The sequence below is a fragment of the Streptococcus mitis genome (genome assembly GCF_902159415.1).
GTDB classification, from domain to species: Bacteria; Bacillota; Bacilli; order Lactobacillales; family Streptococcaceae; genus Streptococcus; species Streptococcus mitis_BG.
On sequence record NZ_CABGJU010000001.1, the window covers coordinates 31,677 to 54,248 of the forward strand.

Sequence of the window (22,572 nt, forward strand, 5' to 3'; positions counted from 1 at the left end):
AAATGGCTATTGAAAACTACATGCCAGACTTTGCTGTAGAAGCAGTTTATGATTTGACAGTCCAAAGCCTGAAAAACCAAGGGATCAAAGCTGTTTTGGTGGATTTAGACAACACTCTGATTGCTTGGAATAACCCTGATGGGACTCCAGAAATGAAGCAGTGGTTACATGACCTTCGTGATGCTGGTATTCGCATTATCGTAGTGTCTAACAACTCTAAAGAACGAGTTCAACGTGCGGTTGAAAAATTTGGGATTGACTATGTTTATTGGGCTTTGAAGCCCTTTACTTTCGGGATTGACCGCGCCATGAAGGAATTCCACTATGATAAAAACGAAGTGGTCATGGTTGGGGATCAGCTCATGACGGATATTCGAGCGGCTCACCGTGCTGGGATTCGTTCGATTTTGGTCAAGCCCTTAGTTCAGCACGACTCTATCAAAACACAGATTAACCGCGCTCGTGAGCGTCGTGTCATAAAACAAATCACTGAAAAGTACGGGCCTATCACATATAAAAAAGGAATCTAACTATGGAAGAAATTCTCTGTATTGGTTGTGGAGCAACCATTCAGACGACAGATAAGACTGGTCTAGGGTTTACGCCTCAGTCAGCACTCGAAAAAGGTTTGGAGACTGGTGAAGTTTATTGCCAACGTTGTTTTCGTCTTCGTCATTACAATGAAATCACGGATGTGCAACTGACGGATGATGATTTCCTAAAACTCTTGCACGAGGTGGGAGACAGTGATGCCTTGGTGGTCAATGTGATTGATATCTTTGACTTTAATGGCTCTGTTATCCCAGGCTTGCCTCGTTTTGTATCAGGCAATGATGTTCTCTTGGTTGGAAATAAGAAAGATATCCTTCCTAAGTCTGTTAAGCCAGGTAAGATTAGTCAATGGCTTATGGAACGTGCCCACGAAGAAGGTCTACGTCCTGTTGACGTCGTTCTGACTTCAGCTCAAAACAAGTATGCTATCAAGGAAGTCATTGATAAAATTGAGCTCTACCGTAAGGGTCGTGACGTCTATGTGGTTGGGGTTACCAATGTTGGGAAATCAACTCTTATCAACGCAATTATCCAGGAAATTACGGGTGACCAGAACGTCATTACAACATCACGTTTCCCAGGGACAACCTTAGATAAGATTGAGATCCCGCTTGATGATGGTTCTTATATCTATGATACACCGGGAATTATCCATCGTCATCAGATGGCCCACTACTTGACGGCTAAAAATCTCAAGTATGTCAGTCCTAAAAAGGAAATCAAACCTAAAACCTACCAGCTCAATCCTGAGCAAACTCTCTTTTTAGGAGGTTTAGGACGCTTTGACTTCATCGCAGGAGAAAAGCAAGGTTTCACAGCTTTCTTTGATAATGAACTCAAACTTCATCGTACCAAGCTTGAAGGAGCTAGTGACTTTTACGACAAGCACCTTGGAACCCTTCTTACACCACCAAATAACAAGGAAAAAGAAGAGTTTCCAAAACTGGTCCAACATGTCTTTACTATCAAGGATAAGACAGACTTAGTTATTTCAGGACTAGGCTGGATCCGTGTAACAGGAACTGCCAAAGTAGCAGTCTGGGCCCCGGAAGGCGTCGCAGTCGTCACAAGAAAAGCAATTATTTAAAATAAAATCACTGAGCGAACAAAGTGAGCTCATAAAAAGATAGTTATTGCCGTGGTGTCTTGCCAATCTTTAGATTGGCAAGAGGCACAATTGAGACCTAGGCTCAATTGTGAGGTCAGGAAATCCATTTTTCAAAGATGAAATCTTTGGAAAATTAGTTCCGACCGTCCCCTAGCACCTAAAATAACTATCAAAAAAGGAAGAAAGAATATGTCATTAACATCAAAACAACGTGCCTTCCTCAACAGCCAGGCACACACCCTCAAACCCATCATCCAAATCGGGAAAAATGGACTTAACGACCAAATCAAAACCAGCGTTCGTCAGGCACTGGATGCCCGTGAATTGATAAAGGTTACTCTCTTGCAAAATACAGATGAAAACATCCACGAAGTAGCTGAAATCTTGGAAGAAGAAATCGGTGTGGATACAGTCCAAAAAATCGGACGTATCTTGATTTTGTATAAACAATCAAGCAAGAAAGAAAATCGTAAGATTTCTAAAAAAGTCAAAGAAATCTAAAACGCTACTCCAAAACTGTTTTTACAGAAAAGTAAAGGAGATTAACCTATGGCAATCGAATTATTAACTCCCTTTACAAAAGTGGAGTTAGAGCCAGAAATCAAGGATAAAAAACGCAAGCAAGTTGGAATCTTAGGGGGGAATTTTAACCCTGTTCACAATGCCCACCTGATCGTGGCAGACCAAGTGCGTCAGCAGTTGGGATTGGATCAAGTGTTGCTGATGCCTGAATACCAGCCACCTCACGTAGACAAAAAGGAAACCATTCCTGAACATCACCGTCTTAAAATGCTTGAATTGGCGATTGACGGGATTGAAGGACTAGCTATTGAGACAATCGAGCTAGAGCGCAGGGGCATTTCCTACACCTACGACACCATGAAGATTCTGACAGAGAAGAATCCAGATACAGATTATTACTTTATCATAGGTGCCGACATGGTAGACTATTTACCTAAGTGGTATAGAATTGATGAACTGGTGGAGCTCGTTCAGTTTGTAGGGGTTCAACGACCACGCTACAAGGCTGGGACTTCTTATCCAGTCATCTGGGTGGATGTGCCTCTTATGGATATTTCATCCAGTATGGTACGTGATTTCATCGCCCAAGGTCGCACACCTAACTTTCTCTTGCCAAAACTAGTGCTAGACTATATTGAGAAAGAAGGGCTTTACTGATGGCATATCAAGACTACATCAACTGTTCCCGCGAGGAATTGTTGAAAAAAATGGCAGAGCTCCTACCTGAAAAACGTCTAACCCATTGTCTGGGTGTAGAGCGTGCAGCCATAGAATTAGCTCAGCGCTTTGGTGTAGATGTTGAAAAGGCTGGTTTGGCAGGTCTCCTTCATGACTATGCTAAAAAACTGTCTGATCAGGAATTCCTAGACTTGATTGATCGTTATCAGCTAGACCCTGACCTCAAAAATTGGGGTAATAATGTCTGGCATGGGATGGTAGGAATTTACAAGATTCAGGAAGATTTGGATTTGCAAAATGCTGAAATCCTACGAGCTATTGAAATCCATACAGTCGGGGCTAATCAGATGACCGACCTAGATAAGGTCATCTACGTCGCAGACTATATCGAGCATAATCGTGCCTTTCCAGGTGTAGATCAGGCGCGTGAGATTGCAAGTTTGTCACTCAATAAGGCGGTGGCCTACGAAACAGCTCGTACCGTGGAGCATTTGGCTCACCAGGGATTTCCTATCTATCCCCAAACCCTTGAAACCTATAACGCCTATGTGCACTATTTGAAAGAGGATTAAATGAACGAAAAAGAATTATTAGAACTGGTCGTGAAAGCGGCTGATGAGAAACGTGCGGAGGATATCCTCGCACTTGATGTACAAGAATTGACCAGTGTGACAGACTACTTTGTGATTACTAGCTCTATGAATAGTCGTCAATTGGATGCTATCGCTGAGAATATCCGTGAAAAAGTAGCTGAAGCTGGCTTTAAAGGTAGTCATGTCGAAGGCGATGCAGCTGGAGGCTGGGTCTTGCTAGACCTCGATGGAGTCGTTGTGCATATCTTCTCAGAAGAAATGCGTGCCCACTATAACCTAGAAAAACTATGGCATGAGGCAAATTCTGTAGATCTCTCAGAAGCCTTAGCGTAGGAGATGAACTCAGTTGCAGTCAACTGGGTTTCTTTGCTTATTTCAGAAGAAAATTGTTAGAAAGGTAAGGGTGTCGTGTTTGGTTGATGTTGAAACTGAACACGAGCTAAAAGCTGTGAGAAAAAGAGTAACTTTCTTTTTATCTGATGATACGGCAGAAAGTTTCCTATTTTCTCTTTGCTTTTAACACTCTTTGTATCTTAATTATGGCAACTTATGAAACCTTTGCGGCTGTTTACGATGCTGTGATGGACGATAGTTTATACGATAAATGGACGGATTTTTCCCTGCGTCATTTGCCTAAGACTAAGGAGAGAAAGAAACTCTTGGAGCTGGCTTGTGGTACAGGCATCCAGTCCGTTCGCTTTTCTCAAGCAGGCTTTGATGTGACTGGGCTTGATTTAAGCGCGGATATGTTGAAGATTGCCGAAAAGAGAGCTGCTTCAGCCAAGCAAAAGATTGATTTTATTGAAGGCAATATGCTGGATTTGTCCAAGGCAGGAACTTATGACTTTGTCACTTGTTATTCGGACTCTATTTGCTACATGCAGGATGAAGTAGAAGTAGGGGATGTTTTTAAAGAAGTCTATAATGCCCTCAATGAAGATGGTGTTTTTATCTTTGATGTGCATTCGACCTACCAGACTGACGAAGTTTTTCCAGGCTATTCTTACCATGAAAATGCAGAAGACTTTGCCATGCTTTGGGATACCTATGAGGACGAAGCTCCTCATTCTATCGTGCATGAACTGACTTTCTTTATCAAGGAAGCAGACGGGTCCTTTAGCCGTCATGATGAGGTGCATGAAGAACGGACTTACGAAGTCTTGACCTATGATATTTTGCTGGAACAGGCTGGTTTTAAATCCTTCAAACTCTTTGCGGACTTTGAGGATAAGGAACCGACAGAAACCAGCACCCGTTGGTTTTTTATAGCGCAGAAGTAGGAGAATATCATGACCATCACTGGTATTATCGCGGAGTTCAATCCCTTTCATAATGGCCACAAATACCTGCTAGAACAGGCGGAAGGCCTGAAGATCGTTGCCATGTCTGGAAATTTCATGCAGCGTGGCGAGCCGGCTATCGTTGACAAGTGGACAAGGGCTCAAATGGCACTAGAGAATGGAGCGGACTTAGTTGTAGAATTACCCTTTTTAGTCAGTGTTCAGGCAGCGGATTTCTTTGGACAAGGAGCAGTAAATTTATTGGCACAGTTAGGGATTGATAGCCTAGCTTTTGGGACAGAAGAAGTTCTAGATTACCAGAAAATTGCTGATTTATATGCAGAACGTGGTCAAGAGATGGAGAATTTTGTGGACAATCTACCTGATTCCCTCTCCTACCCTCAGAAAACGCAAGCTATGTGGAAGGAATTTGCAAGTCTTGATTTTTCGGGTGATACGCCCAATCATGTCTTAGCTCTTGCCTACGCCAAGGCAGTTGCTGGAAGAGATATCAAACTTCATCCAATCAAGCGCCAGGGAGCTGGATATCATTCTGTGGACAAGGATGTGGACTTTGCTTCGGCGACAGCTATCCGTCAGCACCAAACAGACTCAGATTTCTTAGAACGCTTTATGCCAACTATTGAGCTGTTTGAAAATGCTAGTAAGGTGAGTTGGGAAGATTATTTTCCACTTTTACGCTATCAAATCTTGTCAAATCCAGATTTAAGTACTATTTATCAGGTCAATCAGGAAATGGCAGTGCGCATCAAGGAAGCCATCAAAATAGCAAAATCTATTGAGGAATTGGTTGAGTTAGTGGCTACCAAACGCTACACCAAGGCGCGTGTGCGACGCCTCTTGACCTATATCTTGGTGCAGGCTAGAGAAAGTGACTTGCCAGAAGCCATTCATGTCCTAGGTTTTACCGAAAAAGGTAGACAACACCTTAAAGATTTGAAAGATCAAGTCCAGTTAGTTAGCCGAATTGGCAAAGAGCCCTGGGACGCCATGACCCAAAAGGCAGACCAGATTTATCAACTAGGACAACCAAGCATAGCAGAGCAAAATTTTGGCCGAGTGCCAATTAAAATCGAATCGAATTAAGTCTACTGAGAGGTAGGCTTTTTTTGTTTTGTAAAAAATAAGTAAAAATATTTCTTTTCAAATAGCCCTATTCTAATAAGGAAATAAAGGATTTTCCATAAAAAAATGACCAAAATATCTTCCATTTAAGGTTTGTTAAAAATATTTTTTTGTGGTAGAATGTATAAGAATGTATGTCATTCAGATAAACAAATAAATTGAGGTAAAAACATGGAAATCATGACAATTGCGATTCTTGTTTTTGCCGTCATCATAGGTTTAGTCATTGGATATATCAGCATCTCAGTCAAGATGAAATCATCACAAGAGGCTGCAGAGTTGATGCTTTTAAATGCTGAACAAGAAGCAACTAATTTACGTGGACAAGCTGAGCGTGAAGCTGATTTATTATTGAATGAAGCTAAACGTGAAAGTAAGTCTCTTAAAAAAGAAGCACTATTGGAGGCCAAAGAGGAAGCCAGAAAATACCGTGAAGAAGTGGACGCTGAATTTAAATCAGAACGTCAAGAACTCAAACAAATTGAAACTCGTTTGACCGAACGAGCAGCGAGTCTTGACCGTAAAGATGACAATTTAACGAACAAAGAACAAACTCTTGAACAAAAAGAACAAAGTATTTCTGATAGAGCAAAAAACCTTGATGCACGGGAAGAGCAATTAGAGGAAGTCGAAAGACAAAAAGAAGCTGAATTGGAACGTATCGGTTCTCTGACACAGACAGAAGCAAAAGATATTATCTTAGCTCAGACAGAGGAAAACTTAACTAAAGAAATTGCTAGTCGCATTCGTGAGGCTGAGCAAGAAGTTAAGGAACGTTCAGATAAGCTTGCTAAGGACATCTTGTCCCAAGCGATGCAGAGAATTGCTGGTGAGTATGTAGCTGAGTCTACCAACTCGACAGTTCATCTGCCTGATGATACTATGAAAGGTCGTATCATTGGTCGTGAAGGTCGTAACATCCGTACTTTTGAAAGTTTGACAGGGGTTGATGTCATCATTGATGATACGCCAGAAGTGGTAACCTTGTCAGGTTTCGATCCTATCCGCCGTGAGATTGCCCGTATGACGATGGAAACCTTACTTAAGGATGGACGTATCCATCCAGCTCGTATCGAAGAGTTGGTTGAGAAAAATCGTCTAGAGATTGACAATAAGATTCGTGAATATGGTGAAGCTGCAGCCTACGAAATTGGGGCACCGAACCTTCACCCAGACTTGATGAAAATCATGGGTCGTTTGCAGTTCCGTACTTCATACGGTCAAAATGTCTTGCGTCACTCGATTGAAGTTGCTAAGTTGGCTGGTATCATGGCTAGTGAACTTGGTGAAAATGCGGCTCTCGCTCGTCGTGCAGGATTCCTTCACGATATCGGTAAAGCCATTGACCGTGAGGTAGAAGGCAGCCACGTTGAGATCGGTACGGAGTTGGCTCGCAAGTACAAGGAACACCCAGTTGTGATCAATACCATTGCTAGTCACCACGGAGATGTAGAACCTGAAAGTGTTATTGCAGTTCTTGTTGCTGCAGCGGATGCCTTGAGTGCCGCTCGTCCAGGAGCTCGTAGTGAATCGCTTGAAAGCTACATCAAACGTCTCCATGATTTAGAGGAAATCGCTAATAGCTTTGAAGGTGTTCAAAACAGCTTTGCCCTTCAAGCAGGACGTGAAATCCGTATCATGGTAAATCCAGGCCAAATCAAGGACGATAAGGTCACAATCTTAGCTCACAAAGTTCGTGAGAAAATCGAAAACAATCTCGATTACCCAGGAAATATCAAGGTAACCGTAATTCGTGAACTTCGTGCAGTTGATTATGCAAAATAAATAAGAAAGAGCAGTTGAAAAATTACTGCTTTTTTGTTACACTAGATAGAAAGATTGTAGTTACTAGAAATGCCTTTATACAGATAATCTTGCTCAGGTTTTCAGGTCATTTCACAAACTATCCAAAGGAGATATAATGGCAGACCGAGGCTTACTAATCGTTTTTTCAGGCCCTTCTGGGGTTGGGAAAGGAACGGTTAGAAGAGAAATTTTTGAGAGTTCTGAAAATCAATTTCAATATTCAGTATCTATGACGACACGGGCACAACGGCCTGGAGAAGTTGATGGTGTTGATTATTTCTTCCGTACGCGTGAAGAATTTGAAGAGTTGATTCGTCAAGGACAGATGTTAGAGTATGCAGAGTATGTAGGTAACTACTATGGAACTCCCCTAACTTATGTCAACGAAACGCTTGATAAAGGAATTGATGTTTTCCTTGAGATTGAAGTCCAAGGAGCTCTTCAGGTCAAGAAAAAAGTTCCAGATGCCGTCTTTATCTTTTTGACTCCACCAGATTTGGAAGAATTGCAAGACCGTCTCGTAGGTCGTGGTACAGATAGTGCAGAAGTGATTGTTCAGCGTATTGAAAAAGCTAAGGAAGAAATTGCTTTAATGCGTGAGTATGACTATGCTATTGTCAACGACCAAGTTCCTCTTGCTGCCGAGCGTGTGAAACGTGTCATTGAAGCAGAACATTTCCGTGTCGATCGGGTTATCGGTCACTACCAGGATATGTTACCCAAGTCTCCAAATATTCGCTAAACTATAGAAAATAGGTACAAGTAAATGATGTTAAAACCCTCTATTGATACCTTGCTTGACAAGGTACCATCAAAATATTCACTCGTAATTTTGGAAGCAAAACGTGCCCACGAATTAGAAGCTGGAGCACCCCCAACTCAAGAATTTAAGTCTGAAAAATCGACTCTTCGTGCCTTGGAAGAAATTGAATCAGGGAACGTAACCATCCACCCAGATCCAGAAGGAAAACGTGAAGCTGTTCAACGTCGTATCGAAGAAGAAAGACGCTTGAGAGAAGAAGAAGAAAAGAAAATCAAAGAGCAAATCGCTAAAGAAAAAGAAGAAGGTGAAAAAATTTAAGGTTGGGGGGACTCAATCTTATTTTTTCTATTGCAAGAATACTCAATCAATTAAAACGATTTAAGAAGAGAAGGAGGTGAGGATATGGCTATTGCAAAGATCATTGTAGATGTTCCCTTGATGCAGACAGACCAACCATACAGTTATAAGGTCCCTGAGGAATTTGTAGATATGCTGGAAGTTGGTATGCGGGTTCATGTGCCTTTTGGGAAGGCCAATCGCTTGATTCAGGGAATTGTTCTTGGAATGGAACAAGAATCTGATGTAGATGTGGCAGATGAGGACTTGAAAGAAATTGCTGAGGTGCTGGACTTTTCTCCTGTCTTAACGGAGGAACAACTCTGGCTAGCTGAAGAATTACGTAAGTCAGTCTTTTCATACAAGATTTCTATTCTAAAAGCTATGCTTCCAGGATTTTTGAATTCTAGCTATGATAAAATCCTCTATCCTCTGGAAGGCTTGAGTCAGGAGGAAAAGGAACGCTTATTCGGTTCGCAAGAATCTCTAGCCTTTTCATCGCTTGACTTGAAAAAGCAGGCCGAGATGATGCGATTGACTCGAAAAGGGCTTTTGAAACTCGAGTATCAGGCTATAGACCAGAAGAAGGTTAAAACACAGTCTTGGATTCAAGTGAATCTTGACAAATTAGAACAGATAGAAATCTCAAACCGTGCCAAGAAGAAATTGGAACTGCGTGATTATTTATTAGCACGTCCAGAAAGTATTCCTTTGGCTGCTTTGTTAGAACATTACTCACGGGAACAAGTTAACTTCTTTGTGGAACAGGGTGCTTTGACGATTCTTCAGAAGGAAGTTCAACGTTCAGCTACCTACTTTGAAGGAATCGAGTCGAATCAAGCCCTAGAATTAAACCCAGAACAAAAACAAGCCTGTGAGGCAGTTGTTGGCGCGATTGGTAAGCAACACCCTCCCTTTCTTCTACAAGGAATCACTGGAAGTGGGAAAACCGAGGTTTACTTGCAGATTATCCAAGGTGCCTTGGATATGGGAAAAACAGCGATTGTTCTAGTTCCGGAAATCTCTCTGACACCTCAAATGACCGAGCGCTTTATTGCTCGTTTTGGTGAGCAAGTTGCCATCCTTCACTCAGGCTTGTCCAACGGTGAAAAGTATGATGAGTGGCGCAAGGTGGAGCGTGGAGATGCTCAGGTAGTTGTTGGGGCCAGGTCTGCTATTTTTGCACCTTTGAAAAATCTAGGTGTTATCATTATCGATGAAGAGCACGAGGCTAGCTATAAGCAAGACAGCAATCCTCGTTACCATGCTAGAGATGTGGCTCTTTTACGAGCTCAGTACAATCAAGCTGCCCTAGTCCTTGGTTCTGCAACACCAAGTCTAGAAAGCCGTGCGCGTGCTGGTAAGGGTGTTTATCAACATCTACGTCTGACACAACGGGCCAATCCTTTAGCAAGTATTCCTGAGGTTCAACTGATCGATTTCCGTGATTACATCGGCCAGAATGAAACATCAAACTTTACACCACCACTGATTGAGGCAATTCAAGATCGACTGGATAAAAAAGAGCAGGTTGTTCTCATGCTCAATCGTCGTGGTTATTCTAGCTTTGTCATGTGCCGAGAATGTGGGGCTGTAGATACCTGTCCTAACTGCGATATTTCTCTTACCCTGCACATGGATACCAAGACTATGAATTGTCATTATTGTGGTTTTTCTAAGGAAATTCCTCATGTCTGTCCAAACTGTCAGAGTCGTAGTATTCGCTATTATGGAACAGGGACCCAGAAGGCCTACGATGAGCTAGCGGAACTCTTTCCAGAGGCACGCATTCTACGCATGGATGTGGATACAACTCGTAAAAAAGGCAGTCACCAAGCTTTACTTGAACAATTTGGCAATGGTGAAGCGGACATATTGCTAGGAACCCAGATGATTGCCAAGGGTTTGGATTTTCCAAATGTGACCTTGGTTGGAGTTCTCAATGCGGATACTGCTTTGAACCTACCTGATTTTCGTTCTTCAGAGAGAACCTTCCAACTATTGACCCAGGTGGCAGGCCGAGCAGGTCGGGCGGAGAAGGCTGGACAGGTTTTGATTCAGTCCTATAATCCTCAGCACTATGCTATACGATTTGCCAAGGACCAGGATTATGAAGGATTCTACACCTATGAAATGGCCATTAGACGTCAGCTAGGTTATCCACCCTATTATTTTACAATTGGAATTACCCTCTCTCACAAGAAGGAAGAAGAGGTTGTCAAACGTGCTTATGAAGTCATGGAAATTTTGCGGTCAGGTTTATCGGATGCTTGTATCATCCTTGGACCAACGCCAAAACCTATCGCTCGCACTCACAACCTCTATCATTATCAGATTTTAATCAAATATCGTTTAGAAGATGAGTTAGCTTCAACCCTGAATCAGGTCTTGGCTCTAACTCAAGAACGGGAAAATAGCGAGCTTCGTCTCAGTATTGATCACGAACCGCAGCAATTTTTATAAAAGGAGAAAAGATGACAAAACTAATCTTTATGGGAACTCCCGAGTTTTCAGCGACCGTTTTGAAGGGTCTTTTGACAGATGACCGCTATGAGATTGTAGCGGTTGTAACTCAGCCAGACCGCGCTGTCGGCCGTAAAAAAGTTATCCAAGAAACCCCAGTTAAACAAGCTGCTAAAGAAGCAGGACTTCCTATCTACCAACCAGAAAAATTGTCGGGTAGTCCAGAAATGGAAGCTATCATAAATTTGGGTGCTGACGGGATTGTGACTGCAGCTTTTGGACAATTTCTCCCAAGTAAACTCCTTGATAGCATGGATTTTGCAGTCAACGTTCATGCTTCCCTCCTTCCTAAACATCGTGGTGGGGCTCCTATCCATTATGCCTTGATTCAAGGTGATGAAGAAGCAGGAGTAACCATTATGGAAATGGTCAAGGAAATGGATGCAGGGGACATGATTTCTCGTCGCAGTATTCCCATTACTGATGAGGACAATGTTGGAACTTTGTTTGAAAAATTGGCCATTGTTGGGCGTGATTTGCTTTTGGATACTCTACCTGCTTATATAGCTGGTGACATTCAGCCTCAACCGCAAGATCTAAGCCAAGTAACCTTCTCACCAAATATCAAACCAGAGGAAGAAAAATTGGACTGGAACAAGACCAACCGTCAACTTTTCAACCAAATCCGTGGAATGAATCCTTGGCCAGTTGCCCACACCTTTCTCAAGGGGGAACGCTTCAAAATCTATGAAGCTCTGCCTGTAGAAGGTCAGGGAAATCCGGGTGAGATTATTTCCATCGGTAAGAAAGAATTGATTGTCGCGACAGCAGAAGGAGCCCTGTCTCTTAAACAAGTTCAACCAGCTGGGAAACCTAAAATGGACATTGCTTCCTTCCTCAACGGTGTGGGACGAACTTTGGCAATAGGAGAACGATTTGGTGATTAAAGTGGAACTGGCTAGAAACTTAGCCTTAAAGGTGCTAGAGGACGTCCTTGTCAATCAAGCCTACTCCAATATCGCCTTAAATAAACACCTCAAGGGAAGTCAACTGTCAGCAGCTGACAAAGGCTTGGTGACTGAGCTTGTTTACGGGACTGTTGCCCGTAAACTAACTTTGGAATGGTACTTATCTCACTTTATTGAGGATAGAGACAAGCTAGACAACTGGCTCTATGTTTTGCTTCTCATGAGCGTCTATCAACTCCAATACTTGGATAAGCTTCCCGACCATGCAGTGGTCAATGAAGCGGTGGAACTGGCTAAACTTCGTAAAAAAGGTAGCGAAAAACTGGTCAATGCAGTCCTTCGCCGTATCTTACGAGAAGGTTTGCCAGATATTGCTAGTATCAAGCGTAAAAATAAGCGTGATTCTATCGCCTACTCTTTGCCAGTGTGGTTAGTTTCTAAACTAAAGGAAGAGTATGGCGAAGAGAGATCGCAAGCAATTTTTGAAAGTCTACTAAAGCGTAATAAAGCCAGTATTCGGGTAACTGATTTGAGTCGAAAAGAAGAAATCAAAACTTTGCTTAGTGCAAGTGATTCTATCTTATCAAATACTGGTCTGGTCAAAGAACAAGGGTATTTTGCTGGTCATCACTTATTTGCAGAGGGTGCTATTACCATTCAGGACGAATCTAGTCAACTGGTTGCACCAACTCTTCATCTACAAGGAGAGGAGAAGGTTTTGGATGCCTGTGCAGCCCCAGGTGGTAAAACAGTTCATATAGCCTCTTATCTAACGACAGGTCAGGTGACTGCATTGGATCTCTACGACCATAAACTCAATTTGATTCAAGAAAATGCAGAGCGTTTAGGCGTAGCGGATCGCGTACGAACAGAAAAACTAGATGCTAGGAAAGTTCATGATTTTTTTGGTCAAAATTGTTTTGATAGGATTTTGGTGGATGCTCCTTGCTCTGGAATAGGGCTTTTACGTCGAAAACCGGATATTAAATACAACAAAGAAACTGCGGATTTCATGTCTTTACAGGAAATTCAGTTGGAAATATTAGGTAGTGTTTGTCAAACACTACGAAAAGATGGTATAATAACCTATAGTACCTGTACTATAGTCTCGGAGGAAAACTTTCAAGTCGTTCAGACATTTTTAGAAAGACACCCTGAGTTTGAGCAGGTTAAACTAGAACATGAATGCAAAGATATCTTAAAAGATGGTTGTATCCTCATTACTCCAGAACTGTATGGTAGTGACGGATTCTTCATCAGCCAATTTCGAAAGATATCTGATTAGGAAGGAACTGACACAATGGAAATTTCATTATTAACAGATGTGGGTCAGAAACGAAAAAACAATCAAGACTATGTCAACCTTTTTGTCAACCGAGCAGGTCATACGATGATTATCTTGGCTGATGGAATGGGAGGACATCGTGCAGGCAATATTGCTAGTGAAATGGCGGTAACGGACTTAGGTGTGGCTTGGGTGGATACTCAAATTGACACTGTAAATGAAGTTCGCGAATGGTTTGCCCATAATTTAGAAATTGAAAATCAAAAGATTTACCAACTAGGTCGTGATGAAGCTTATAGGGGTATGGGAACAACCTTAGAAGCTCTTGCTATCATTGAGAATCAAGCTATTTATGCCCATATCGGTGATTCGCGTATCGGTTTAATCCGTGGAGAAGAATATCATCTTTTGACAAGTGACCATTCTTTGGTTAACGCACTGCTCAAAGCTGGACAATTAACTCAAGAAGAGGCAGAAGCACATCCTCAAAAGAACATCATCACTCAATCTATTGGTCAAAAAGATGAAATTCAACCAGACATGGGAATTATCACACTTGAACCAGGAGACTATATTTTGCTTAATAGTGATGGTTTAACCAATATGATTTCTGGAAGTGAAATCTGTGATATTGTAACAAGTGATATCTCACTGGATGATAAAGCAGCAACCTTGATTCGTTTTGCAAATAATGCCGGAGGGCTTGATAACATAAGTGTTGCCCTTGTTTCGATTAAGGAGGAGGCGGCACTATGATCCAGATCGGCAAGATTTTTGCCGGACGGTATCGAATTATCAAACAAATTGGTCGTGGAGGCATGGCAGATGTATACCTGGCCAAGGATTTGATTTTAGATGGGGAAGAGGTAGCTGTAAAGGTCCTGAGGACCAACTACCAGACGGATCCTATAGCTGTTGCGCGTTTTCAACGGGAAGCGCGAGCGATGGCAGACCTGGATCATCCTCATATCGTTCGGATTACTGATATTGGTGAAGAAGATGGTCAGCAATACCTAGCTATGGAATACGTAGCAGGTCTCGATCTTAAGCGATATATTAAAGAACACTATCCTCTTTCAAATGAGGAAGCAGTTCGTATCATGGGTCAGATCTTGCTAGCTATGCGTTTAGCACATGCAAAAGGAATTGTTCACCGTGATTTAAAGCCTCAAAATATTCTCTTGACTCCAGATGGAACAGCTAAGGTTACTGACTTTGGTATCGCGGTAGCTTTTGCGGAAACCAGCTTGACTCAAACTAACTCTATGTTGGGCTCTGTCCACTATTTATCGCCTGAACAGGCTCGTGGCTCTAAAGCTACGTTTCAGAGTGATATTTATGCCATGGGAATTATTTTCTTTGAAATGTTAACAGGGCATGTCCCATATGATGGAGATAGTGCGGTCACGATTGCCCTTCAGCATTTTCAGAAACCACTCCCATCTGTTATAGCTGAAAATCCTTCGGTACCACAATCATTAGAAAATGTTGTTATTAAAGCGACAGCGAAAAAATTAACGGATCGATATCAAACAGTCTCTGAGATGTATGTAGACTTATTGAGCAGTCTCTCTCACAATAGACGTAATGAATCTAAACGTGTTTTTGATGATACAAGTAAGGTTGATACAAAAACATTACCAAAGATTCAGCAACAAACCTTGACAACGATTCCTAAGGTTGAACCAAAAGATAGTCGTCCTCAGACTAAGAAACCGAGCGTTCAAGCAGCTCCTAAACCTAAGGAAGTAGCTAAGCCGGTGAAGAAGCGTCGCTTTAAGGCTCGTTACTTGGTTCTCCTTGCTAGTTTTATTCTGGTGCTCTCTTCTATACTATGGATTATATCTAAGACGCCAGCAACAGTTGTGATTCCGAAGGTAGCAGGGCAAACAGTGGCTGAGGCCAAAGAAACTCTGAAAAATGCCAATTTTGAAATTGGTGAAGAGAAAAGCGAATCCAGTGATACAGTAGAAGAAGGACGAGTTATTCGAACGGATCCAGATGGAGGTTCATCTCGCAAAGAAGGTATTAAAGTTAATCTGATTGTTTCATCAGGTAAGCCTTCATTCCCAATAGGGAACTATATTGGACGAAAATCTTCAGATGTAGTAGCAGAGTTAAAAGAAAAGAAAGTCCCAGAAAATCTGATTAAGATTGTTGAGGAAGAATCTAGTGAAACTGAACCTGGTCTTGTCATGAGACAAAGTTTGTCAGAAGGAACAATTTACGATCTTAGCAAGGCGACTGAGATAACCTTGACAGTTGCTAAAAAGGTTACAACTGTTTCAATGCCTTATTATATCGGCTCAAGTCTTGAGTTTACAAAAAATAATTTGATTCAAGTTGTAGGTGTTAAAGAAGCTAATATTGAGGTAGTAGAAGTTTCGACAGTTCTTGAGGGAACTATTGAAGGAACTGTAATCAATCAAAGTCCAAAACCATATGAGGATCTTGATCTTAGCAAAACTCATGTTAAAATTTCTGTTTATAAACCAAAACAAACGACAACTACTACAATCACACCACAAGTACCTCATGAAAATAGAATCGAGGTAACACCTCCTCAAACTCGTGAGGCAGAAACCAGTCAAACAACACCTGAGCACAACTGAGGTAGTTAATACAGACTAGTAATTAAACTTTGTCACAGAATTTGTGGCAAAGTTTTTTTTCTGAAGATTTTATGATAAAATAAAGGATATCAAAAAGGGGGAGAAAATGAAGGAATCAAAAGAACTCAATGCAGTGATTGATATCATTATGCTTGCAGGCACGATTTTACTTCGAAATGGTTCGGAAATTCATCGTGTAGAAGATACTATGATCCGCATTGCTCATTCACAAGGGATAATGGATTGCAATGTTTTAGCCATGCCAGCGGCCATTTTTTTCTCTATTGAAAATACCAATATCTCTCGTATGAAGCGAGTGACTTCGTCTCTCTACAATATTGAGAAAGTTTGTGATGTCAACCAGATTTCGCGACAGCTTGTTTCTGGGCAAATTGATTTAGAGACAGCCTTTGTTCAATTGCAGGCTTTAAATGAAAAATCCTTGCCCTACTCTAAAGTACAGTTAACCATTGCTGCAACCTTAAGTGCTCCATTCTTTTCTATTATGTTTGGCGGAAATCCTTATGATGCGATTGGCGCAGGAGTTGCGACCTTGTTTGCTTTTACTTTTTCTCTTTATGTAGAAAAATTTATTCGCATCCCCTTTATGACTGCATTTGCAGGTGCTTTGGTCTTTGGCTTGATTGCACAAGTTTGGGCTCGTTATTCTGGTTTGCCTTCAACGGCTGACTTAATTATAGCAGGGGCTGTCATGCCTTTCGTGCCAGGGATTGCCTTAACCAATGCTGTGCGTGATATCATGACCAATCACATTAACTCTGGTATGAGTAAGATGTTTGAATCCTTGCTGATTACCCTTGCCTTGGGGGCTGGCACCTCTGTCGCCCTGGTACTCATGAACTACTAATATGAATTTAACAACATTTTTATTGCAAGCTCTAGCGAGTTTACTAGCAATTATCACTTTTTTAATCGTTTTAAACGTACAACGTTCTATGCTAATTCCTGGTGGAGTTTTAGGAATGTTTATCTGGTTGCTCTATCTAGTTCTTAAGGAGCCGACTAACGTCATTTTAGCAACTTTCATTGCTGCCGTAATTGGCTCATGTATTAGCCAGATTATGAGCATTATCTATAAAACACCTGCAGTTGTTTTTAGCCTTGCCATATTGGCGCCCTTAGTTCCAGGATATCTGTCTTATCGAACAACTTCATTCTTTGTTACAGGAGACTATAGAAATGCCATTGCTAGTTCAATGCTGGTTGTCATGTTAGCTCTTGTCATCTCAATTGGAATGGCCAGTGGGACAGTTATTCTAAAATTGTATCATCATTTAAAATCACATCGAACCATCTAAGGTTCGATTTTTAATTGAGTAAAGCTATTAAACAGGAGTGATTCAGATGATGATTGATGAATGTTTAGAAAATAGTATGAGTTTTGGATTAAGGCTTTTTTCTCTATTTTGTTTTAATTTGTGATAAAATAGACTTGGACGATTTTTTACAATGAATGATTAAATACAGAGGTAAATATGACAATCGGTATTGATAAGATTGGTTTTGCGACCAGTCAATATGTCTTGAAACTACAAGACTTAGCAAATGCACGGGGGGTAGACCCTGAAAAATATACAAAAGGACTTTTACTAGAGGAGATTAGTATCGCTCCTTTGACTGAAGATATCGTGACCCTTGCAGCTAGTGCTGGGAATTCTATCCTGACAGAAGAAGAAAAGCAAGAAATTGATATGGTCATTGTCGCGACAGAATCTGGTATTGATCAAAGTAAGGCGGCAGCTGTTTTTGTGCATGGCTTACTTGGTATTCAACCTTTTGCTCGCAGTTTTGAAATCAAAGAAGCTTGCTATGGAGCGACAGCCGCTCTACACTATGCCAAGTTGCATGTTGAAAATTCACCAGCATCAAAAGTGCTTGTTCTTGCTAGTGATATAGCAAAATATGGTATTAATGCACCGGGTGAACCTACGCAGGGCTCAGGTAGTATTGCAATGTTGATTACTCAGAATCCACGAATTTTAAGCTTTAATGATGATAATGTAGCTCAGACTAGAGATATCAATGATTTCTGGCGTCCGAATTACTCGATTACGCCCTTTGTAAATGGAGTATATTCTACCCAGCAGTATCTAGATTGTTTGCAAACTACTTGGGAAGAATATAAAAAACGATTTAATTGGACTTTAAATGATTTTGTGGCAGTATGTTTCCACTTGCCGTATCCTAAATTAGCACTTAAAGGTTTTAATAAGCTATTGGAGGAATCCTTGTCTCAGGAAAAACAAGAGCTCTTACAGAAACACTTTGACGCTTCTATTGTCTATAGTAATCGAGTTGGTAATATCTATACAGGCTCTCTATTTCTTGGCTTACTTTCTCTCTTGGAAAACGCAGAAACATTGAAAGCTGGAGATAGGATTGCACTATTCAGTTATGGTAGTGGAGCAGTATCTGAGTTCTTTAGTGTCGAATTGGTTGAAGGCTATGAGAAGTATCTAGATAAAGACCGTATCAAAGTGCTAGACAAGCGTAAAGCTCTATCAGTCCAAGAATACGAAAAAGTCTTCTATGAGGAGACACACCTTGATGATTCAGGTTCTGCTAAATTCTCGGGCTATGAAGACCAGGAATATGCTCTGGTTGAAATTTTAGAACATCACCGTTATTATAGCAAGGTTGAAAAATGATGAAGATTAATTGGAGTGGATTTTCAAAAAAAACATATCCAGAACGTCTAAAAACGCTTAGGGATTCTGAATTGCTCTCTCATGAACTTCAAGAGAATCTGGAGAAGAATGAGACTTTGAGTGTTGCTATTGCTGACCAGCTAAGTGAAAATGTAGTAGGGACCTTTTCTCTTCCCTTTTCAATTGTACCTGAGGTAATAGTAAATAATCAGGCTTATACAGTTCCTTATGTGACCGAAGAACCATCAGTAGTGGCAGCAGCTAGTTTTGCTTGCAAGATTATCAATAGATCTGGTGGTTTTAGTGCCCATGTTCAGCAAAGACTAATGATTGGTCAGGTTGCTCTTTATCAAGTCCCAGATAGAGAACAGGCTTGTCAGAAAATTCTGAATCAAAAAGACCAGCTACTTGAAATAGCAAATCAAGCTTATCCCTCAATTGTAAAGCGAGGAGGAGGAGCTCGAGAGTTACGAGTTGAGAAAGTTTCTGGACAGACAGATTTTCTGGTTGTTTATCTTCACGTTGATACTCAAGAAGCTATGGGAGCTAATATGCTTAATACCATGCTAGAGGCTTTAAAACCTCATCTTGAGAGTCTAAGCTGTGGACAAAGTCTCATGGGAATTTTATCTAACTATGCTACAGAGTCTCTGGTGACATCTAGCTGTCGTATTGCTTTTCGCTATTTGAGTCCTAATAAGGATGAAGCGCGTGAATTGGCTGACAAGATTGTCTTGGCTAGTCATTTTGCTCAAGCAGATCCTTACCGAGCTGCTACTCATAATAAGGGGATCTTTAATGGGATTGATGCTCTCTTGATTGCGACAGGAAATGATTGGCGGGCAATCGAAGCAGGAGTCCATGCCTATGCTAGTCGTGATGGTCTTTATCGAGGACTTAGTCTGTGGACATTAGACTCAGAGAAAGAGGAACTGATTGGAGAGATGACTCTTCCTATGCCAATTGCAACCAAGGGTGGTTCTATTGGTCTCAACCCTCGTGTTGTCCTTAGTCACGAACTTTTAGGTCAACCATCTGCGAAAGACCTAGCACAGATTATTGTATCTATGGGCTTGGCTCAGAATTTTGCTGCACTTAAGGCCTTGGTTGGGGCAGGTATTCAGCAGGGACATATGAAATTGCAAGCAAAATCTTTGGCCCTCTTGGCAGGAGCCAAAGAAGCAGAAGTACCAAAGCTAGTAGAAGGTTTGATTGCTGAAAAAACATTTAACTTAGAAAAAGCAAAAAGTATTTTAAAAGCATTACGCTCATAAGAAAAACTCAGACTTAAGTAGTCTGAGTTTTTTATATGGTTAGACACTTCTACCAGGCAAGAGACTAACTGGTAAGAAATAGCCAGTAGTAGCAACCTCTTTACCTTCAATTTTTTGTAGAAGCAAATCAACTGTCAGGCGAGCAATTTCTTCCAAGGGTTGTTTAATGGTAGTGAGGTGAGGATAGAAATTTTCAATGAAATAAGTTCCATCATAGCCGATCACCTTTAGCTGGTCAGGAACTGACAGACCGAGCTCCTGGGCGATCTTGATAATGAGGATAGCAGTCAAATCATCAGAGGCGAAAATCGCATCTGGTTTTTGTTTTGTCAGGATATTTTTAATTTCCATTTCCTTACGAAGGGGTGAAAAATCACTGGAAACATTGATAATAGGAGCCTTTGGTAAGATAGAAGCAAAACCAGCATGACGAAGACCAGTTGGTGAATTGGAGTTGTCATTTCCTGTAATCATGATAATAGATTTGGCTCCAGTTTTAGCCAAGGTCTGAGCGGCTAGGACACCACCAGCATAGTTGTCAGAAGAAACGACAGGTATGTCTGGTGATAGGTTACGGTCAAATGAAATGATCGGAGCGGTTACGCGATTGTAATCCTCAATCCCAAGGTTATGACTTCCCGAAATGATGCCGTCCACCTGGTTGGCTTCTAGCATTTCGATGTATTCGCGTTCTTTTTCCGAATCGTGTTCACTATTACAGATGATGGTCTTGTAACCTTTTTTGAAGAGTTCGTGTTCTAATTTGTCAATCAATTCAGCATAGAAAACATGGCTGATTTTAGGGAAAATGAGCCCAATTAACTTGGCAGATTTTCCTTGAAGACTTCGAGCTAGGTTGTTGGGTTTATAGCCCAGCTCACGCATAGCATCATTAACCTTTTGAATGGTTTTTTCTGACAGATAACCCTTTTTGTTGATGACACGTGAAACAGTAGTAGGGCTGACGCCAGCTAATTTTGCGACATCAGTTAGTTTTGCGACCATATTCTAATTCGTAGTACGTTCCAGTTGGGTTTCCAGATTTAATGAAGATTCCATTTTGATCTTTGTGAGGGAAGACACGACCAGAAAATACCTTTTCTCCTTTATTGATAAAGATTTCAAAGACTGAGTTGTCGATGAAGATATTGACAGTAGTTGCTTGATTAGTAACTGAGCAAGAGCGAGTAGTTCCAAATTCTTGAGCATATTGCTCACCTCCTTGACTACGATCAACGGTTACTTGGCCATTGACAAGGTCAAAATTGATAGATAGCCCCTTGCCGTCTTTATCAGCAAGAAGGACGATTTCACTTTGACTGTCAGCTTCTAAGTTAAGCTCAAGTTCGTAGGTGTTTTTGGTTTCAGAACGATTTGATAATTTTTCTTCTGATGCTCGAAGTTCCTGGATAGCTGCTACAGGGTACTGATAGAGTTTGCCATCCTTGATTGTAAGTTCTTTGACTAATGAAAAAGTTCCTTGGTGATCGAAACGGTCAGATGGATAAGAAACATCTGGTAAACCAAGCCAGCTGACTGCTAGGGCACGTCCATCAGGGGCATTGAAGGCTTGAGTGGCATAGGCTTCAAATCCATAATCAAGATTGTGAAGTTCAGACACATCTACCATACGAGCATTTTCGGGGTTAAAGGAAGCGCCGATTTTATACATATTTGGATAGATGTTGTCATAGTCAAGAACCTTTTTATCCAAACCTTGTGGGCAGTAAAGAAGGACAGGATGTTCTCCGACAAAGACTAGATTTGGGCACTCCATCATATAAGCAGTGCGGTCATTGTTGAAGTCAAGATCTCCGACTTCTTGCCAGTTTGTATAATCATTATCGATAGCCTTATAGAGACGGACAAACCCTTTTTTGTCCAAATCTTGACCACCAACGATAGCGTAGTATTGCCCTTTAAAGTTAAAAATCTGTGGATCGCGGAAGTGGTCAGTGGCATTAGCAGGTTGGTCAATCAAGATTTTGTCAATCTTTTCAATCTTTCCATCCTTGTTCACTAAGGCACCAATCTGGTAAGGATGGCGAATCCAATTTTCATCACGAACATTACCTGTATAAAATAAGAATAATTGATCCCCAAACTGCATAGCAGATCCTGAGTAAGCGCCGTGGCTATCGAGTGGAGTATCAGGCAAAATCTTGACACCAGTTTCTGAAAAATGAACTAAATCATCACTTTCAAGTTGTACCCAAGACTTTAACCCATGAGCTGCACCAAAGGGAAAGTTTTGGTAAAAGACAACCCACTTGCCATCAAAATATGAAAAACCATTTGGATCATTTAAAAGACCTTGCTTGGGTTCGATGTGATAGCTTGTATGCCATGGAGACTGAGCCACATTTTCTTGAATTTGTTTGATTTCTTCTTGAGTCCAATCTTCATAACGTCTGTAGCGACGTTCAGTTGTCCATTTCATGTTATCTTCCTTCCAAAATTTCTACTATCTTAATAGTAAACGTTTCCTCATAAAAAAGCAAGTCTTTTATATCGAAT

The 22,572-nt window shown here is 41.2% G+C and carries 22 protein-coding genes; 20 read left to right on the top strand and 2 right to left on the bottom strand.

What is annotated here, in order from left to right; genetic code table 11:
• Positions 1-2: 2 nt before the first annotated feature.
• The 20 genes from FN031_RS00220 to FN031_RS00320 all read left to right on the top strand — a co-directional run bounded on the left by FN031_RS00220 (position 3) and on the right by FN031_RS00320 (position 20,055).
• Positions 3-530: a YqeG family HAD IIIA-type phosphatase gene (locus FN031_RS00220; RefSeq protein ID WP_142556595.1), complete on the top strand. Its 528-nt coding sequence runs from the start codon at positions 3-5 to the stop codon at positions 528-530.
• Between the two features lie 2 nt (positions 531-532).
• Positions 533-1,639 carry a ribosome biogenesis GTPase YqeH gene (gene yqeH / locus FN031_RS00225; RefSeq protein WP_142556597.1) on the top strand — a complete coding sequence of 369 codons (1,107 nt, stop codon included), beginning with the start codon at positions 533-535 and terminating at the stop codon, positions 1,637-1,639.
• A gap of 210 nt (positions 1,640-1,849) precedes the next feature.
• Positions 1,850-2,161, top strand: a complete 312-nt coding sequence (gene yhbY / locus FN031_RS00230) for a ribosome assembly RNA-binding protein YhbY (protein WP_000060171.1) — start codon at positions 1,850-1,852, stop codon at positions 2,159-2,161.
• A gap of 48 nt (positions 2,162-2,209) precedes the next feature.
• Complete coding sequence (locus tag FN031_RS00235) at positions 2,210-2,839, top strand: nicotinate-nucleotide adenylyltransferase (protein ID WP_142556599.1); 630 nt, start codon at positions 2,210-2,212, stop codon at positions 2,837-2,839.
• On the top strand, positions 2,839-3,432 hold the full coding sequence (yqeK, locus tag FN031_RS00240) for a bis(5'-nucleosyl)-tetraphosphatase (symmetrical) YqeK (RefSeq protein ID WP_142556601.1): 594 nt from the start codon (positions 2,839-2,841) through the stop codon (positions 3,430-3,432). The genes FN031_RS00235 and yqeK overlap by 1 nt, the downstream gene beginning before the upstream one ends.
• A complete protein-coding gene (rsfS, locus tag FN031_RS00245) occupies positions 3,433-3,786 on the top strand; it encodes a ribosome silencing factor (protein ID WP_142556604.1) in 354 nt (117 codons plus the stop codon).
• 206 nt (positions 3,787-3,992) lie between these two features.
• Complete coding sequence (locus FN031_RS00255; protein ID WP_312847903.1) at positions 3,993-4,733, top strand: class I SAM-dependent DNA methyltransferase; 741 nt, start codon at positions 3,993-3,995, stop codon at positions 4,731-4,733.
• A 9-nt stretch (positions 4,734-4,742) separates the two neighbouring features.
• On the top strand, positions 4,743-5,840 hold the full coding sequence (locus FN031_RS00260; RefSeq protein WP_142556608.1) for a nucleotidyltransferase: 1,098 nt from the start codon (positions 4,743-4,745) through the stop codon (positions 5,838-5,840).
• Between the two features lie 210 nt (positions 5,841-6,050).
• Positions 6,051-7,664 carry a ribonuclease Y gene (locus tag FN031_RS00265; protein WP_075568005.1) on the top strand — a complete coding sequence of 538 codons (1,614 nt, stop codon included), beginning with the start codon at positions 6,051-6,053 and terminating at the stop codon, positions 7,662-7,664.
• Positions 7,665-7,800: 136 nt separating this feature from the next.
• Positions 7,801-8,427 carry a guanylate kinase gene (gene gmk / locus FN031_RS00270; protein WP_142556610.1) on the top strand — a complete coding sequence of 209 codons (627 nt, stop codon included), beginning with the start codon at positions 7,801-7,803 and terminating at the stop codon, positions 8,425-8,427.
• 24 nt (positions 8,428-8,451) lie between these two features.
• A complete protein-coding gene (gene rpoZ / locus FN031_RS00275; RefSeq protein WP_006153745.1) occupies positions 8,452-8,766 on the top strand; it encodes a DNA-directed RNA polymerase subunit omega in 315 nt (104 codons plus the stop codon).
• Between the two features lie 84 nt (positions 8,767-8,850).
• Positions 8,851-11,247 (top strand): primosomal protein N', encoded by a 2,397-nt coding sequence (locus tag FN031_RS00280; RefSeq protein WP_142556612.1) that lies wholly within the window; start codon positions 8,851-8,853, stop codon positions 11,245-11,247.
• Positions 11,248-11,258: 11 nt separating this feature from the next.
• The gene (gene fmt, locus FN031_RS00285) at positions 11,259-12,194 is read left to right on the top strand and encodes a methionyl-tRNA formyltransferase (RefSeq protein WP_142556614.1); all 936 of its coding nucleotides are present in this window, start codon (positions 11,259-11,261) and stop codon (positions 12,192-12,194) included.
• Positions 12,187-13,500: a 16S rRNA (cytosine(967)-C(5))-methyltransferase RsmB gene (gene rsmB / locus FN031_RS00290; RefSeq protein ID WP_185928422.1), complete on the top strand. Its 1,314-nt coding sequence runs from the start codon at positions 12,187-12,189 to the stop codon at positions 13,498-13,500. The genes fmt and rsmB overlap by 8 nt, the downstream gene beginning before the upstream one ends.
• A 15-nt stretch (positions 13,501-13,515) precedes the next feature.
• Positions 13,516-14,256, top strand: coding sequence for a Stp1/IreP family PP2C-type Ser/Thr phosphatase (locus FN031_RS00295; RefSeq protein WP_075567999.1), 741 nt, complete (start codon positions 13,516-13,518; stop codon positions 14,254-14,256).
• On the top strand, positions 14,253-16,112 hold the full coding sequence (gene pknB, locus FN031_RS00300) for a Stk1 family PASTA domain-containing Ser/Thr kinase (RefSeq protein WP_142556619.1): 1,860 nt from the start codon (positions 14,253-14,255) through the stop codon (positions 16,110-16,112). The genes FN031_RS00295 and pknB overlap by 4 nt, the downstream gene beginning before the upstream one ends.
• Positions 16,113-16,218: 106 nt before the next feature.
• Positions 16,219-16,980, top strand: coding sequence for a threonine/serine exporter family protein (locus FN031_RS00305; RefSeq protein WP_075567997.1), 762 nt, complete (start codon positions 16,219-16,221; stop codon positions 16,978-16,980).
• Between the two features lies 1 nt (position 16,981).
• On the top strand, positions 16,982-17,431 hold the full coding sequence (locus FN031_RS00310; protein ID WP_075567996.1) for a threonine/serine exporter family protein: 450 nt from the start codon (positions 16,982-16,984) through the stop codon (positions 17,429-17,431).
• Positions 17,432-17,608: 177 nt separating this feature from the next.
• Positions 17,609-18,781: a hydroxymethylglutaryl-CoA synthase gene (locus tag FN031_RS00315; protein WP_142556621.1), complete on the top strand. Its 1,173-nt coding sequence runs from the start codon at positions 17,609-17,611 to the stop codon at positions 18,779-18,781.
• Complete coding sequence (locus FN031_RS00320; RefSeq protein ID WP_142558571.1) at positions 18,781-20,055, top strand: hydroxymethylglutaryl-CoA reductase, degradative; 1,275 nt, start codon at positions 18,781-18,783, stop codon at positions 20,053-20,055. Before FN031_RS00315 ends, FN031_RS00320 begins: the two co-directional genes overlap by 1 nt.
• A 39-nt stretch (positions 20,056-20,094) precedes the next feature.
• On the opposite strand, the gene FN031_RS00325 is transcribed toward FN031_RS00320, so the two are convergent.
• Both FN031_RS00325 and FN031_RS00330 read right to left on the bottom strand, forming a co-directional pair.
• Positions 20,095-21,060 carry a LacI family DNA-binding transcriptional regulator gene (locus FN031_RS00325; protein ID WP_142556622.1) on the bottom strand — a complete coding sequence of 322 codons (966 nt, stop codon included), beginning with the start codon at positions 21,058-21,060 and terminating at the stop codon, positions 20,095-20,097.
• A complete protein-coding gene (locus FN031_RS00330) occupies positions 21,041-22,495 on the bottom strand; it encodes a sucrose-6-phosphate hydrolase (protein ID WP_142556625.1) in 1,455 nt (484 codons plus the stop codon). Before FN031_RS00330 ends, FN031_RS00325 begins: the two co-directional genes overlap by 20 nt.
• Positions 22,496-22,572 lie beyond the last annotated feature (77 nt).